The sequence below is a fragment of the Nocardioides ginsengisegetis genome, assembly GCF_014138045.1.
Taxonomy (GTDB): Bacteria; Actinomycetota; Actinomycetes; order Propionibacteriales; family Nocardioidaceae; genus Nocardioides; species Nocardioides ginsengisegetis.
In genome coordinates, this window is sequence record NZ_JACGXA010000003.1 from 29,218 (window position 1) to 43,003 (window position 13,786).

General features: G+C 71.6%; 15 protein-coding genes and 2 tRNA genes. 5 read left to right on the forward strand and 12 right to left on the reverse strand.

From position 1 onward, the window contains the following. Positions 1-28: 28 nt before the first annotated feature. Positions 29-496, forward strand: a complete 468-nt coding sequence (locus tag FB382_RS23010) for a cell division protein CrgA (RefSeq protein ID WP_182541680.1) — start codon at positions 29-31, stop codon at positions 494-496. Positions 497-1,110: 614 nt separating this feature from the next. On the opposite strand, the gene FB382_RS19700 is transcribed toward FB382_RS23010, so the two are convergent. Together FB382_RS19700 and FB382_RS19705 are read right to left on the reverse strand one after the other, a co-directional pair. Then, the gene (locus FB382_RS19700; protein WP_343055692.1) at positions 1,111-2,022 is read right to left on the reverse strand and encodes a rhomboid family intramembrane serine protease; all 912 of its coding nucleotides are present in this window, start codon (positions 2,020-2,022) and stop codon (positions 1,111-1,113) included. A gap of 26 nt (positions 2,023-2,048) precedes the next feature. Further along, positions 2,049-2,558, reverse strand: a complete 510-nt coding sequence (locus FB382_RS19705; protein ID WP_125037064.1) for a peptidylprolyl isomerase — start codon at positions 2,556-2,558, stop codon at positions 2,049-2,051. Between the two features lie 209 nt (positions 2,559-2,767). On the opposite strand from FB382_RS19705, the gene FB382_RS19710 reads away from it, so the two are divergent. Continuing rightward, entirely contained in the window at positions 2,768-3,550 is a 783-nt protein-coding gene (locus FB382_RS19710) for a hypothetical protein (protein WP_182541681.1), read from the forward strand. A gap of 16 nt (positions 3,551-3,566) precedes the next feature. On the opposite strand, the gene FB382_RS19715 is transcribed toward FB382_RS19710, so the two are convergent. The 4 genes from FB382_RS19715 to FB382_RS19730 are packed head-to-tail and all read right to left on the reverse strand — an operon-like array spanning position 3,567 to position 6,608. Next, positions 3,567-4,586, reverse strand: coding sequence for a 1-acyl-sn-glycerol-3-phosphate acyltransferase (locus tag FB382_RS19715; RefSeq protein ID WP_182541682.1), 1,020 nt, complete (start codon positions 4,584-4,586; stop codon positions 3,567-3,569). Then, the gene (locus tag FB382_RS19720; RefSeq protein ID WP_182541683.1) at positions 4,583-5,416 is read right to left on the reverse strand and encodes a patatin-like phospholipase family protein; all 834 of its coding nucleotides are present in this window, start codon (positions 5,414-5,416) and stop codon (positions 4,583-4,585) included. The genes FB382_RS19715 and FB382_RS19720 overlap by 4 nt, the downstream gene beginning before the upstream one ends. Before the next feature lie 4 nt (positions 5,417-5,420). Further along, positions 5,421-5,789, reverse strand: a complete 369-nt coding sequence (locus FB382_RS19725) for a DUF3817 domain-containing protein (protein WP_182541684.1) — start codon at positions 5,787-5,789, stop codon at positions 5,421-5,423. A 9-nt stretch (positions 5,790-5,798) separates the two neighbouring features. Beyond that, positions 5,799-6,608, reverse strand: coding sequence for an SURF1 family cytochrome oxidase biogenesis protein (locus FB382_RS19730; protein WP_182541685.1), 810 nt, complete (start codon positions 6,606-6,608; stop codon positions 5,799-5,801). Positions 6,609-6,704: 96 nt separating this feature from the next. Between FB382_RS19730 and FB382_RS19735 the strand changes: the two genes are divergently transcribed. Genes FB382_RS19735 through FB382_RS19745 form a run of 3 tightly spaced genes read left to right on the forward strand, consistent with a single transcriptional unit; the run spans position 6,705 to position 8,979 of the window. After that, positions 6,705-7,451 carry a FadR/GntR family transcriptional regulator gene (locus tag FB382_RS19735; protein ID WP_182541686.1) on the forward strand — a complete coding sequence of 249 codons (747 nt, stop codon included), beginning with the start codon at positions 6,705-6,707 and terminating at the stop codon, positions 7,449-7,451. Further along, positions 7,451-8,176 carry a sterol desaturase family protein gene (locus FB382_RS19740; RefSeq protein WP_182541687.1) on the forward strand — a complete coding sequence of 242 codons (726 nt, stop codon included), beginning with the start codon at positions 7,451-7,453 and terminating at the stop codon, positions 8,174-8,176. The genes FB382_RS19735 and FB382_RS19740 overlap by 1 nt, the downstream gene beginning before the upstream one ends. Before the next feature lie 8 nt (positions 8,177-8,184). Further along, positions 8,185-8,979: an MBL fold metallo-hydrolase gene (locus tag FB382_RS19745; protein WP_182541688.1), complete on the forward strand. Its 795-nt coding sequence runs from the start codon at positions 8,185-8,187 to the stop codon at positions 8,977-8,979. Here FB382_RS19745 and FB382_RS19750 read toward each other — a convergent pair. From FB382_RS19750 to gyrA, 6 genes are all read right to left on the reverse strand, one after another. Then, positions 8,976-9,956 carry a hypothetical protein gene (locus FB382_RS19750; RefSeq protein WP_182541689.1) on the reverse strand — a complete coding sequence of 327 codons (981 nt, stop codon included), beginning with the start codon at positions 9,954-9,956 and terminating at the stop codon, positions 8,976-8,978. The two genes, FB382_RS19745 and FB382_RS19750, sit on opposite strands and share 4 nt — an antisense overlap. A gap of 26 nt (positions 9,957-9,982) precedes the next feature. Then, a tRNA-Ala gene (locus FB382_RS19755) sits at positions 9,983-10,058 on the reverse strand. A gap of 24 nt (positions 10,059-10,082) precedes the next feature. After that, a complete protein-coding gene (locus FB382_RS21905; protein WP_220481937.1) occupies positions 10,083-10,208 on the reverse strand; it encodes a DLW-39 family protein in 126 nt (41 codons plus the stop codon). 69 nt (positions 10,209-10,277) lie between these two features. Beyond that, positions 10,278-10,354 (reverse strand) — tRNA-Ile (locus tag FB382_RS19760). 115 nt (positions 10,355-10,469) lie between these two features. Next, positions 10,470-11,081, reverse strand: coding sequence for a DUF3566 domain-containing protein (locus FB382_RS19765; RefSeq protein WP_182541690.1), 612 nt, complete (start codon positions 11,079-11,081; stop codon positions 10,470-10,472). Further along, on the reverse strand, positions 11,081-13,753 hold the full coding sequence (gene gyrA, locus FB382_RS19770; protein ID WP_246378548.1) for a DNA gyrase subunit A: 2,673 nt from the start codon (positions 13,751-13,753) through the stop codon (positions 11,081-11,083). The genes FB382_RS19765 and gyrA overlap by 1 nt, the downstream gene beginning before the upstream one ends. Positions 13,754-13,786: the final 33 nt, after the last annotated feature.

Here is a 13,786-nt window from a genome sequence, read left to right on the forward strand (position 1 = left end):
CCACCCGTGTCACCACCAAGGAGCAGCAGTGTCCAAGACGAAGGCCAAGCAGGCGGATGTCCTCGACCCCGGCGCGGGACCGACGTTCTCGGTGCGGTTCCTGGTCGCCGTGCTCCTCGTCGTCGTGGGGATCGCCTGGATCGCCTACTACTACGCCGCCGTCCGGGTCGACCCGACCGTGCTGCCCGCCCCTAAGGCCGGCAGCCCGGCGTTCATGGCCGACCTGAAGAACTGGAACTACCTCATCGGCTTCGGCGCGATCATGGTCGGCCTGGTGATCTCGGCCCACCCCGACACTCCCCTCGGCCGCGGCCGCGGCGTCGTGGTCGGCATGCTCGGCTGCTTCATCATCGGCCTGCTGTGGATCTGCACCTTCTACGTCATCTCCGACGACATCTCCCGCCTGCCGGTCTTCGACGACCTGGCGCAGAAGAACCTCATGGTCGGCATCGCCTTCATGGCGGTGGGCTTCACCTTCGCCACGCGCTGGGAGTGAGTCGAGTCGGCGCAAGCAGCGACCGCGACTGAGGGCTGGAGTCGCGACGAAGCGTGACGCGAAAGCCCCCCGCCCGATCGGCGGGGGGCTTCGTGTTCTCCGCTGCCGATGGGTGGCCTGCGTCTCGTGGGGTGCGCCTGCAGCACTCCGAACGTCGGAATCACCGGTTAACCGGTGATTCCTCCCGCCGGAGTGCGCAGGATCATCACCGAGCGCCGTGAAGTGATGATCCTGCGCACACAGGGCCCCGGCCCCAGCACCTGACCAAGGCCCGACGTCAATGACGCGGGGAGACGGACGGCCACGAGCGCGGGGCGCCCCCGTCCGGCGGCGCCACGGTCCGTGCGAACACCGGTTCACCCTGCTGGGGAGGGCCGGCGTTTGTGCACAGTGGGGATAACACTGTGGAGAACTACATCGATGTAGTTCTCCACAGGCTCCTCCACAACTGGGGACAAAGGATCTGTGGATAACTCCTGCAGACGCGCCGACTCGACCCGGCTGCGGAGGCTGTCCTCCCCGGTGGTTCCTCGACCACGGTGGCTGTCCTACCCGTTCCCTTGCTGGGGAAACGCCCGGGCCTACCCCGATTTGGGGACCGCTTCGTGGGCGCGTCAGGCGAGGGCGGCGGTGCGGAGCAGGGTGGCCACGACCAGGACCACGCCGACAGCGGCGAGGCCGGCCACCTGCCACGTCGTACGACGCTGCCGCGGGGCGTAGACGAGCGCGGCGGCGATCAGGAGGCCGCCGAGGAAGCCGCCGAGGTGGCCCTGCCAGGAGATGAAGCCGCGGCCGACCACGGTGATCAGGAAGTTGATCCCGATCCAGGTCAGCACCGGCTGCATCTGGGCCCGGACCTTGAAGGCCAGGACGAGCAGGGCGCCCATCAGGCCGAAGATGGCGCCGGACGCGCCGAGGGTGGAGCCGCCGACGGGGGCGGCCCAGTAGACCAGGACCGAGCCGGCGAGCCCGGAGAGCAGGTAGAGGGCGAGGAAGCGCGCGCGCCCGACCGCGAGCTCGAGCTGGGGGCCGAGGACCCACAGGGCGAGCATGTTGAAGCCGATGTGCCAGATCTCCACATGGGTGAAGGCGCTGGTCAGCAGCTGCCAGTAGGCCCCGTCGCTGACGCCGGGGATCCACTCACGGGCGGCGGAGGCGGTGCAGACGGCCTCGCTGTGCAGCTGCGGGAAGTACTGGGACGGCTGGCCCGCGGGCACGCACCGGCCGGTGGGCAGCAGCGAGAGCCGGGCGATCCAGACGCTGGCGGACCCGCCGGTCGCCATCACCAGCAGCCAGACGGCGGCGTTGATGCCGATCAGGACCATCGAGGTGATGCCGGCGTTGCCGGGCCGGAGCCCGCCGTACGCCGTGCGTCCGCTCCGGGTGGTCTTCTTGCCCTCGGCGACGCACGTGGGGCACTGGAAGCCCACGGCGGCGTCGCGCATGCAGTCGGGGCAGATCGCCCGGTCGCAGCGCTGGCAACGGATGTAGGACTCGCGGTCGGGGTGCCGGTAGCACGTGGGCACCCCGACCGCCGGAGTCTGGTGCTCGTTCAGCGAACGACCTGGACCGACTCGATCACGACCGGCTCGACCGGGCGGTCGCCCGGGCCCGTCGCGGTGGTGGCGATGGCGTCGACGACGTCGCGACCGGCCTGGTCGGCGACCTCACCGAAGATCGTGTGCTTGCCGTTGAGCCACGAGGTGGCGCCGACGGTGATGAAGAACTGCGAGCCGTTGGTGCCCGGGCCGGCGTTGGCCATGGCGAGCAGGTAGGGCTTGTCGAAGACCAGGCCGGAGTTGACCTCGTCCTTGAACGTGTAGCCCGGGCCGCCGGTGCCGGTGCCGAGCGGGCACCCGCCCTGGATCATGAAGCCGGAGATGACCCGGTGGAAGCCGAGGCCGTCGTAGAACGGGCCGGTGCGGCCGTTGCCGGCGTCGTAGGACTTGGTGCCCTCGGCAAGGCCGGTGAAGTTGTCGACCGTCTCGGGGGCGTGGTCGGGGAACAGGTTGATCGTGATGTCGCCCCGGTTGGTCTTCAAGATGGCCTGGGTGTCAGCCATGACTGCCTCTCACGTGTGGTGGGTACGGCACGGGTGGATCGATGCTGTCCGTGCGTCCCCGATCCTCGCACGCGTGCCAAGTGGTGTTCGAGCGTGGGCCGAGCGTGGGCCGAGCGTGGGCCGAGCGTGGGCCCAGCCTGAGCCGGGTCTGGTTCGGGGCGGGCGGGCATGATCGAATGGAAGAACCAGACGAGAGGAAGTGCCACGAGATGCGTCTCCGCCAGAAGAAGTCCCTCCTCGACCAGGCCGGCGAGTACGTCGAGGCCGTGCGGCCCCAGATCGAGTCCGCGGTCGACAAGGCCATGGACTACGTCGAGCACACCGCACTTCCGCTGCTCCACGAGGCGCGGGACAAGGCCGCTCCCGTGATCGCGGACGCCCGTGCCAAGGCCGGCCCCGCGCTGGCCGACGCCCGGGACAAGGCGGGGCCGGCGCTCGCCGACGCCCGTGCCAAGGCCGGCCCCGCGCTCGCCGACGCTCGCGACAAGGCGGCGCCGTACGTCGCCGAGGCCCGTGAGAAGGCCGCCCCGCTCATCGCCTCCGGCGCGGCGTACGCCGCGGAGAAGGCCACCGTCGGCGCCAACCTGGCCGCGGAGAAGGCCGCTGCGGGCCGTGACCTGGCCGCCGCCAAGGTCGCCGAGCTCCAGGGCAAGCCGGTGAAGAAGAAGGGCGGCAAGCTCAAGAAGGTCCTGCTCCTCGGTGGTCTCGCGGCCATCGCCGGCGCGGTCGCCAAGAAGCTCCAGGGCAACCCGGCCGCCGACAACTGGCAGTCGTCCTACGTGCCGACGCCGGCTCCGCGTCCCAGCGCGCCGGCTCCCGCTCCCGCGGCGACCTCGACCGACGACTCCGACGACTCCGGCGGCTCCTCGCCCGACGAGGCGCTCGCCGACCAGGCCGAGGGAGCACACCCGGTGACGACGCCGGACGACCCGGCCGAGGTCGTCGACATCGACGACGCCCCCACCGCCAACGGGGGCAACCACAAGGCCTGACGGTCGGACAGCACGGTCAGCGCCGGCCGGGGGAGAGATCCTCCGGCCGGTTCTGCTCCACCCAGGCGTCGATCCGCTCCCACCACCCGAAGAGCCACTCGATCCGCGCCTCGCGGCCCTCGGGGATCTCCGCGCGCGGCACCTGCCACCAGCGCATCACGATCACCTTGTCCATCGGCAGCTCCCGCCACACGTCGGCGACGGTGAGCAGGTGGTCGAGCCCGGTGTGGGCCACCAGCACCACGTCGGCGTCGGGTGCCGCGTCCAGCGCGGCGATGAAGCCGCCCGGGCGCGGCGCCAGCACGTTGGTCATCGCCTCGGCCCGCCGGGCCATCCGGTGCATGCCGAGCTGGTTGAGCCGCTCGATCGCCCGCTCCCGGCGGTGCGGGGTGAAATTGCCGCCCTCGGGGAAGATGACGAACGCGTCGTTCTCGTCCAGGCCGGAGGCGAGCTCGGCGATCTGCGACTCCAGGTCCTCGCCCTGACCGGGGTTGGGCGTGATGAACCGTGCCGGGATCCGGTGCAGCACCACGTCGATCATCGGGTCCCAGCCGAGCGTGTCCTTGAGGACGACCCGCGGCTCGCGGGAGTACCAGTGCATCAGCGCGTGGATCAGCGTGAAGGAGTCGCCCGGTCCCGCGTGCCGGCACGCGACGAGGATCGGCACGCCCGGGTGCGCGTCCGGCGCCAGGCCGTCGGTCTCGATCCGCAGCCGCAGCACCCGCCGCGCCTCGCGGAAGAACACCCACATCAGGCCCTGCACCAGGTCGTAGTGGATCCCCTCGAAGTACGGCGTCCGGATCCGCCGGCCGAACCCGCTGGCCAGCCACAGCCCGAGGAGCACCATGAGCATCAGCGCCTCGCAGCTCAGGTAGAGGATCAGCAGCCACAGCAGCCGCAACGCCCGCCACCGGCCCGGCAGGAGCGGCGACAGCGCCGCCGCCGCGATCAGCCACAGCGGGAAGGTCACCCACAGCAGCACCGTCAGCACGACGACCGCCGGGGCGAGGACGCACCGCCGCAGGAACCAGATCACGGCCGGGCGTCCAGGCCGTCCAGATAGGCCACCGAGGCGTCGTACGTCTCCTCGATGCGCTGCAGGACCGTGGAGAAGTCGCGGGTGCCGAGGAGGGTGTCGTCGCGGGTGGACGTGCCGCGCGCGGGCAGCACGTGCGCCTCGACCCCGGGTGGCAGCTCGGCCAGCTCCCGGGCGAAGCGGTGCCTCCGGGCGATCTCGAAGGACACCCGCGCCACCTCCCACGGCCGGCGCGGCACGGTCAGCGGCCGGTCGATGCGGCCGACCTGAAGGACGTAGACGGTGGTGGCGCCGAGCTGGACGGCGCGGCCGAGCGGCACGGAGTTGACGATGCCGCCGTCGAGGAAGTGCTCCTCGCCGACCTTCGCCGGCGGCAGCAGGCCGGGGACGGCGGCGCTGGCGACCACGGCGTCGACGACCCGGCCGGTCTCGAACCAGTGCTCCGCGGCCCGCTCGATGCTGGCCGCGCACACCTGGAACCGCACCGGCAGCTCCTCGAAGGTGATCTCGCCGAGCTCCTCGGCGAGCCGCTTCTTCAGCGGCTTGGCGGAGTAGATGTGGGTGCCGGTCGCCACCGCGCGCCGGACGGTCCGCAGCGCGCGGTCGCCGTACACCTCGCGGGAGTTCTCGCTCGCGCCACGCCACAGCTCGGTGAGCCGCTCGAGGGAGTCCAGCGTGGGGTCGCGGGCGACCATCGCGCCGTTGAGGGCGCCGACGCTGGTGCCGAGCACCAGGTCGGGGGTGATGCCGCGTTCGAAGAGGGCCCGCAGCATGCCGACCTCGACCGCGCCGAGGACGCCACCGCCGCCCAGCACGAACGCGGTCGTCACCGGGTCAGACCCCGGTCGTGCTACCGGTGGTCGAGCCTGCCGAGACCAGCTCGGGGTGCTCGGCCCGCAGCCGCTGGGTCACCTTGTGCTCGACCCAGAAGATCAGCAGCGGCACCAGGCCGGCGACCAGGGCGACGATCGTGAAGCCGGGGGTCCAGCGGGCCCGGCGGGACAGCAGGAACGCGACCACGACGTAGATCATGAACGCCCAGCCGTGGGCGACCCACAGGATGCTGGCGTTCTCGCCGAAGGTCTGCAGGCTGCCGCCCTCGGTGGCGAGGTACTTCAGGGGCATGGCCACCAGGGCGCAGAAGGCGAGCAGGACGCCGACGACGATGGCCAGCACGCGGTAGGCGTTGAACAGCTTCTTCACGCGCCCAACCTACTGGCCGTCCACAGCGGCGCCCGCGACGATCGCCTCCACGGTGCCCTCGCGGGTGGCCTGCGTCTCGTCGCGCATCCAGCGGACCCACACGAAGAGGGCGAACCCCGCGAAGAACCACCACTCGATGGCATACAGCAGGTTGCGTACGGCGGTGAAGGTGCTCGCGTCCGGCAGCTGCTCCAGCGTTGCCGGCTCGAGGCCGGCGGTGCCGTCGTTGGTCGCGGCCGCGCCGATCGGCCACTTCCCGGGCGCGGCCTCGGTCGCCACGACCGCGTAGGCGCCGTAGAGGTCCTGGTGGACGTGCTGGATCACGTCGGCGATCCGCAGCTGCGGCAGCACGTCGTCGGTCGGGTCGGTGTCGCCCTGCCCGGTGCCCTCCGGGGGCTGGAGCCAGCCGACGAGCTCGCCGTAGCCGGTCGGGGCGGCGGGTGCGTCCGCGGGATCGGCTACCCAGCCACGCACGACCGGGATGGCCGAGGCATCCGCGGCGCCGATCGCGAGCGGGGTCACGACCCAGTAGCCCGTGCGGCCGTCGTGCTCGCGGCCCGACACGTAGACCGTGCCGTCGGGCACCCACTGGCCGCCCAGGATCACCGGCTGCCCCACCCGGTTGCCGGGGAACGGGTCGTCCGGGCCGATCACCGAGCGCAGCGGCAGCGGCTCGACGCGGGTCAGGTCGGCGGCCTCGGCGGCCCGCCGCGCCGACCACGCGTCGTACTGCCAGACGCCGAGGCCGACCGCCGCCGCGGTGAGCACCAGGGCCAGCAGGTGCATCGCCCAGTAGCGCGGGGCGAGCAGGGTGGGCACTCCTTCATCCTACGAACGGCGCCTCACCACCCGGCCCGCGGGCAAACTGGTCAGACCACTTGACCACCAGCCAGAACACGTTCTACCCTACGACGCATGCCACTCCAGCCCGTGAACCGCCGATCGGTGCCCGACGAGGTCTTCGACCAGGTCCTGGCCGAGGTCGTCGACGGCGAGATCGAGGCCGGGGAGACGCTGCCGAGCGAGCGCCGGCTGGCCGAGGTGCTCGGGGTCTCCCGCCCGGCCGTCCGCGAGGCGCTGCAGCGGATGACCCAGACCCGGCTGCTCGACGTGCGCCACGGCGGGGCCACCACCGTGCGCGACTACCGGAAGTTCGCCGGCCTCGACCTGCTGCCGGCCCTGCTCGTGCGCCGCGGCAACCTCGACGCCAAGGTTGCGCGCAGCATCCTCGAGGCCCGGCTCGTCGTCGGCCCCGGCGTCGCCGCGCTGGCCGCCGAGCGCGGGGGACCGGCCCTGGCCGCCCAGCTCACCGATGCGGTCGACGCGCTCGCCGCGGCCGAGGACGGGCCCGCGGGCGACGTCGAGCGGCAGCTGCACGCCCTGACGTTCTGGGACCTGGTCGTCGACGCCGCCGACTCGATCACGTTCCGCCTGATGTTCAACAGCCTGCGCACGGCCTACGAGCCGGCGCTGGAGGCCCTCGCGCCGCTCATGGCCGAGGAGGTGGGTCAGGTCGGTGCCTACCGGCTGCTCACCGCCGCCATCGGGGAGGGGGACCCCGAGACCGCCCGGGTCGCCGCGGAGCGCGTGCTCCGTCCGGCGACCACCAGCCTGATCAGCGCCCTCGACGCGCTGGCCGACCTCCCCTCCCAGGAGCACTGATGACCAAGGCATCCCCCGAGATCGAGGCCCTCGCCGCCCAGCGGCTGGCGGTCGACGAGGACCGCATCACTGGCTCGCGACGGACCAACGTGTCGCTCGCGGGCGCCTGGGGGTCCTTCTGGCGGCACCCCTCGCCCTACATGATCGGCAGCTTCCTCGTCGGCTCCGTCGTGGCGCGGGTCCTGGTCGGCGGCGGCTCGTGGTGGGAGCTGGCGATCCCGGCCGCGCTCGTCGCGCTGTTCCCGGTGATCGAGTGGGTGATCCACGTCGGCATCCTGCACTGGCGCCCGCGCAAGGTCGGTCCCGTCCCGATCGACTCCCTCCTGGCCCGCAAGCACCGCGAGCACCACGCCGACCCGCGCCAGATCCCGCTCGTCTTCATCCCCTGGCCGGTGCTGCTCTGGCTGCTCCCGGCGTACGTCGCCGTCGCGCTGCTCGCGGTGCCCTCGCTGTCCGCGGGGCTCACCCTCCTGGTGTCGGTCTACGGCCTGAAGTTCGGCTACGAGTGGACGCACTACCTCGTGCACAGCGACTACCGCCCGCAGTCGGCGTGGTTCCGGTCGGTGTGGCGCAACCACCGCCTGCACCACTACAAGAACGAGCACTACTGGTTCACCGTGACCACGGCCGGCACCGCTGACCGGCTCTTCGGGACCTACCCCGAGCCGTCGGAGGTCCAGACATCACCGACCGTGCGCGCGCTGCACGCCGCCGAGGGGCTGTAATCACCACCGTGACCATCCATCACCTCAACTGCGCCACCCTCCGTCCGCACGGCTCCTTCGGCGGCCGGGTCTCCCCGGCGCAGATGGTGGCCCACTGCCTCCTCGTCGAGCGACCCGGCGGCCTGCTGCTCGTCGACAGCGGCTTCGGCACCGGCGACATCGCCGACCCGCGCCGGCTGGGCCGGCCCTTCACGGCCGTCCTGCGCCCGGCGCTGAACCTCGCCGAGACCGCCCAGGCGCAGGTCAGGGCCCTGGGGCACGCCATCGAGGACGTCACCGACATCGCGCTCACCCACCTCGACCTCGACCACGCCGGCGGCCTCGGGGACTTCCCCGGCGCCCGGGTCCACGTGTTCGGCGCCGAGCTCGACGCCGCCCTGCACCCGACGATGCGGGAGAAGGCGCGCTACATCGGCGCCCAGTGGGCGCACGGCCCGCAGTGGACCCGCCACGACGAGGCGGGCGACGACTGGTTCGGCTTCCGCGGGGTCACGGCCCTCGGTGAGGACGTCGTGCTGGTGCCGCTGCACGGGCACACCCGCGGGCACTGCGGCGTCGCCGTCCGCCGCCCCGACGGCGGCTGGCTGCTGCACGCCGGCGACTCCTACTTCCACACCAGCGAGAAGGAGACACCCCCGTCCCCGCCGGTCGGGCTGCGCGCGTTCCAGACCCTGATGGCCGTGGACAACAAGCAGCGCAAGGCCAACCAGGAGCGGCTCCGCGAGCTGCACGCCGCGCACGGCGAGATCACGATCTTCTCCGCGCACGACGCCAGCGAGTACGCCGCCCTCGCGGGCTCCTAGAGTCCCGTCGGCTCGGCGATCGGGTCGACGCTGTTGCAGATCCCGAAGGGCAGGGTCTCACCGAGCGCCAGCTCGGCCGCGAGCGGCGGGTGCGGCACGTCGTAGCCGATCCGGCCGGTCGCCGGGTCGCCCACGCCCTGCCGAAAGCCGTCCTCGAACGCCGGGGAGCCGTCGCGTGGCCACCAGTCGCCGACGTGCAGCCGGTCGAACAGGTCGAGGCGGTCGACGGGCATCCGCACGGTCGCGAGGTGGTCGCCGAACTCGAGGACGACCGCGTCGAGCGGATCAAGGTTGGTGACGTCGTAGTGCGCCGTGACGCGGTCCTGGTCCTCGCCGGTCGGCTCGGGCCCCAGCGCATCGGCGAAGGGGAGGCAGCCCCGGTGCACGTACGTCGCCTCGGCGGGCGCGCCGACGAGGCCCACGAACGCCGGGTCGGTGGCCCAGCTGTCGGCCCCGTCGGTCGCGGTGCCGAAGGTCACCAGATGGCCCTGCACGTGCCCGCCCGCCAATGCCCCGACGCCGGCCCGGACTGCGCTCGCGACCGGCGCCATGTCGAGGTCGGGACGGAAGGCGAGCACCCAGCCGGCCCCCTGGTCCCCGGTGAAGTGCGCCTCCCAGTCGACGTCGTCCTCGGTGAAGCCGTAGTCGAGCATCAGCTCGGAGTTGTCCGGGCGCAGCAGCCCGTCGGTGAGGAGCGGCGCCTCGGTCGCCGCCCGCTGCCAGAACTGCTCGCGATCGGTCACGAGGTCGTCGCTGGTCATGTCCGGCACGCCGAGCTGGACCCGGACCTCGTCGAGGTCCGTCACGGTCAGGGTCGTCGCCGTGGCCGGGACCAGCGGCAGCACCGCCTCGGCCGGCTCCAGCCCGGCGTCGTACGTCGGGGTGCCGGACAGCCGCGCGGGCGGCGGTGCCACGTCGGGCGGCGGCGGCCCGTCGTCCCCGCAGCCCGCGAGGGCGGCCAGCAGGGCACCGCACATGGCGGCGACAACCGCACGAGAGATGGTGGTGGAGCCTAGGGGACTCGAACCCCTAACCCCCTGCTTGCAAAGCAGGTGCGCTACCAATTGCGCCAAGGCCCCGTGTCGGGCGCGAGCCCGGAGTGGTCAGGCCTTGTCGACGTTGTCGGTGGCCTCGGCCCAGAGGGCCTGCTCGGCGCGACCCTCGTCCATCTTCTTCTTGGCGAAGACGGCACCGGCGGCGGCCAGCAGGACCAGGAGGATCTTCTTCATGCGGGGCTCCAAGCGGTCGGGGCAAGCGGTCATCGGGACGACTGCCTCGACGGGCTCGAGGAGCCGGAGTGGTGGGCCTAACAGGACTTGAACCTGTGACCTCTTCCTTATCAGGGAAGCGCTCTAACCGTCTGAGCTATAGGCCCGTTCCGACACACGACAACGTGCACCGGGGGGGTGGCCGACGAGCGACCGAGGCTGAACGTTACCCCACGCCTCGACGGCCCGACAAAACGGGCCGTCCGTGCTCGGGGAGACCCCTCAGCTGTCCTCGGCCAGGGTGACCTCGATGCCGCCGAGGAGCGCCGCCGCCATGTTGTAGAGGAACGCGCCGAGGGTCGCGATCGCGGTCAGCAGGACCACGTCGATGACCGCCACGAGCATCGTGAAGCCGAGCACCCGTGAGGTGCCGACGTAGTTCTGCACGTCGAACGACGAGGCGTCCTGGCCGCCGACGATGTCTTGGACGGTCTTGTTGATGGAGTCCCAGACGCCGGCCGCGCCGAGCACCGACCAGACCATCAGGACCGAGACGATCGTGACCACGCCGAAGGCGACCGAGAGCAGGAACGCCGTCTTCATCACCGACCACGGGTCGATGCGGGAGAGCCGCAGCCGGGCGCGACGCGGTGGCCGGGAGCCCTGGGCGGCCTTCTTGACGGCCACCTTGGAGTCCGGGTTGGCGTTGGCACGGTGCTCGTCCGCCGCGTTGCTCAGCTTGGCCGAGATGCGCTCGGTCAGGGGCGTGCGGGTCGTGGCGTTCCCCGCCGGGGCAGCAGGCGGGATGGGACGTGGCTTGCTGGCCGGCTGCTCGGAGGTCGGGCGGTCGAGGCCGGTGCGGGTGGAGGTCCGCTCGACGGGTCGTTCCGTCATCAGCTCTCGCTCTCCCCGCTGTCGGACACCTCGGTGTCGGACGCGGTCTGGTCGATGTCGGTCTCGTCGATTGTCGCACCCGCGGCAACCTCAGACGACCCAGCGACGGTGACGTCGGCCACCTCGGCCACCTCTCCCTCGACCCCGCCCTCGGTCAGGCCCTCGAGCTCGTCCTCCTCCTTCGACTCCACCGAGCGGGCCACGACGGCGACCGCGTCACCCTTCTTGGGCGTCACGAACTTCACGCCCATGGTCGACCGGCCGGTCGCCCGGAACTGGTCGTTGATGGGGCTGCGCACGACCTGGCCCGACTGGGTGATGGAGAGGATCTCGTCGCCCTCGACCACGATGAACGCGCCGACCAGGCCGCCGCGGTCCTCGTTGGCCAGCGACATCGCCTTGATGCCGAGGCCGCCGCGGGACTGCAGGCGGTAGTCGCTGATCCGGGTGCGCTTGGCGAAGCCGCCGTCGGTGATGGTGAAGACGTACTGCTCCTTGACGTCGGGGAGCTCTCCCGGTGCCGTCGAGTCGCCGGCCTCCACGGCCTTGGCCTCGGCCGCCTCCTCGGCGGCGACCTGCTCGGCGCGGATCACCGACATCGACAGCAGGGAGTCGCCCTGGCGGAACTTCATGCCCGAGACGCCGGAGGTGGCCCGGCCCATCGGCCGCAGCTGGCTGTCGTCGGCGGGGAAGCGGATCGCCTGGCCCTTGCGGGAGACCAGCAGGATGTGGTCCTCGGAGTTGACCAGCTCGGCGCCGATCAGCTCGTCGTCGTCCTCGCGGAAGTTGATCGCGATGACGCCGGCCTGGCGGGGGCTGTTGTAGTCACCGAGGCGGGTCTTCTTGACCAGGCCGTTGCGGGTGGCCAGCACGAGGTAGGGAGCCTGCTCGTAGTCGCGGATCGCCAGCACCTGCGCGATGTTCTCGTCGGGCTGGAAGCTCAGCAGGCCGGCGACGTGGCCGCCCTTCGCGTCGCGGGACGCCTCCGGGAGGTTGTAGGCCTTCGTGCGGTAGACCCGGCCGGCGGTGGTGAAGAAGAGCAGCCAGTGGTGGTTGGAGGTCGCGATGAAGTGCTCGACGACGTCGTCGCCGCGCAGCGTCGCGCCGCGGACGCCCTTGCCGCCCCGCTTCTGGGTGCGGTACTGGTCGGCGCGGGTGCGCTTGGCGTAGCCGCCGCGGGTGATGGAGACGACGAGGTCCTCGTCGGGGATGAGGTCCTCCATCGACAGGTCGCCGTCGGCCGCGATGATCTGCGTGCGGCGCTCGTTGCCGTACTTCTCCACGATCTCGGCGAGCTCGTCGGAGATGATCTGCCGCTGGCGGGACTCGCTCGCGAGGATGTCGTTGAGGTCGGCGATGACGGCCTCGAGCCGGGCCAGCTCGTCGATGATCTTCTGGCGCTCCAGGGCGGCGAGGCGACGCAGCTGCATGTCGAGGATCGCCCGGGCCTGCACGTCGTCGATGTCGAGCAGGTCGATCAGGCCCTGGCGGGCCTCCTCGACGTCGGGCGAGCGGCGGATCAGCGCGATGACCTCGTCGAGGGCGTCCAGCGCCTTGACCAGGCCGCGGTAGACGTGGGCCTGGCGCTCGGCCTCGGCGAGACGGAAGCGGGTACGCCGCTGGATGACCTCGATCTGGTGGGTGACCCAGTTGGAGATGAACTGGTCGATGGTCAGCGTGCGCGGCACGCCGTCGACCAGGGCCAGCATGTTGGCGCTGAAGTTGGTCTGCAGCTCGGTGTGCTTGAGCAGGTTGTTGAGCACCACGCGGGCCACCGCGTCGCGGCGGAGCACCACGACGAGCCGCTGGCCGGTGCGGCCCGAGGAGTCGTCGCGGACGTCGGAGATGCCCTGGACCTTGCCGGAGTCGGCGAGCTCGGCGATCTTCAGCGCCAGGTTGTCAGGGTTGACCATGTAGGGCAGCTCGGAGATGACCAGGCAGGTCCGGCCCTTGGCGTCCTCGTCGATCTCGATGACCGCGCGCTGGGTGACCGAGCCGCGGCCCGTGCGGTAGGCCTGCTCGATGCCCTGGCGGCCCACGATCAGCGCACCGTTGGGGAAGTCGGGGCCCTTGACCCGCTCGATGAGTGCGTCCTGCAGCTCCTCGCGGGTGGCGTCGGGGTGCTCCAGCGCCCAGGTGGCGCCCTCGGCGATCTCGCGGAGGTTGTGCGGCGGGATGTTGGTGGCCATGCCGACCGCGATGCCGGCCGAGCCGTTGACCAGCAGGTTGGGGTAGCGCGACGGCAGCACCGTCGGCTCCTGGGAGCGGCCGTCGTAGTTGGGCTGGAAGTCGACGGTGTCTTCCTGGATGTCGCGGACCATCTCCAGGGCCAGCGGCGCCATCCGGCACTCGGTGTACCGCATGGCCGCGGCGGAGTCGTTGCCCGGCGAGCCGAAGTTGCCCTGGCCGTGGACCAGCGGCGCCCGCATCACCCAGGGCTGCGCGAGGCGGACCAGGGTGTCGTAGATCGCGGTGTCGCCGTGCGGGTGGTACTGACCCATGACGTCACCGACGACGCGCGAGCACTTGGAGAAGCCGCGGTCGGGGCGGTAGCCGCCGTCGTACATCGCGTAGAGCACCCGGCGGTGCACGGGCTTGAGGCCGTCGCGTACGTCGGGGAGCGCCCGGCCGACGATGACCGCCATCGCGTAGTCGATGTAGGCGCGCTGCATGGAGGTCTGCAGCTCGATCGGCTCGATCCGCCC

What these genes read in the sequence shown, in the direction of transcription:
- FB382_RS19705 (WP_125037064.1), bottom strand. Translation starts at nt 2,558, where the DNA reads ATGGCTGACACCCAGGCCATCTTGAAGACCAACCGGGGCGACATCACG.
- FB382_RS19710 (WP_182541681.1), top strand. Translation starts at nt 2,768, where the DNA reads ATGCGTCTCCGCCAGAAGAAGTCCCTCCTCGACCAGGCCGGCGAGTAC.
- FB382_RS19735 (WP_182541686.1), top strand. Translation starts at nt 6,705, where the DNA reads ATGCCACTCCAGCCCGTGAACCGCCGATCGGTGCCCGACGAGGTCTTC.
- FB382_RS19740 (WP_182541687.1), top strand. Translation starts at nt 7,451, where the DNA reads ATGACCAAGGCATCCCCCGAGATCGAGGCCCTCGCCGCCCAGCGGCTG.
- FB382_RS19750 (WP_182541689.1), bottom strand. Translation starts at nt 9,956, where the DNA reads ATGTGCGGTGCCCTGCTGGCCGCCCTCGCGGGCTGCGGGGACGACGGG.
- FB382_RS21905 (WP_220481937.1), bottom strand. Translation starts at nt 10,208, where the DNA reads ATGAAGAAGATCCTCCTGGTCCTGCTGGCCGCCGCCGGTGCCGTCTTC.
- FB382_RS19765 (WP_182541690.1), bottom strand. Translation starts at nt 11,081, where the DNA reads ATGACGGAACGACCCGTCGAGCGGACCTCCACCCGCACCGGCCTCGAC.
- gyrA (WP_246378548.1), bottom strand. Translation starts at nt 13,753, where the DNA reads ATGCAGCGCGCCTACATCGACTACGCGATGGCGGTCATCGTCGGCCGG.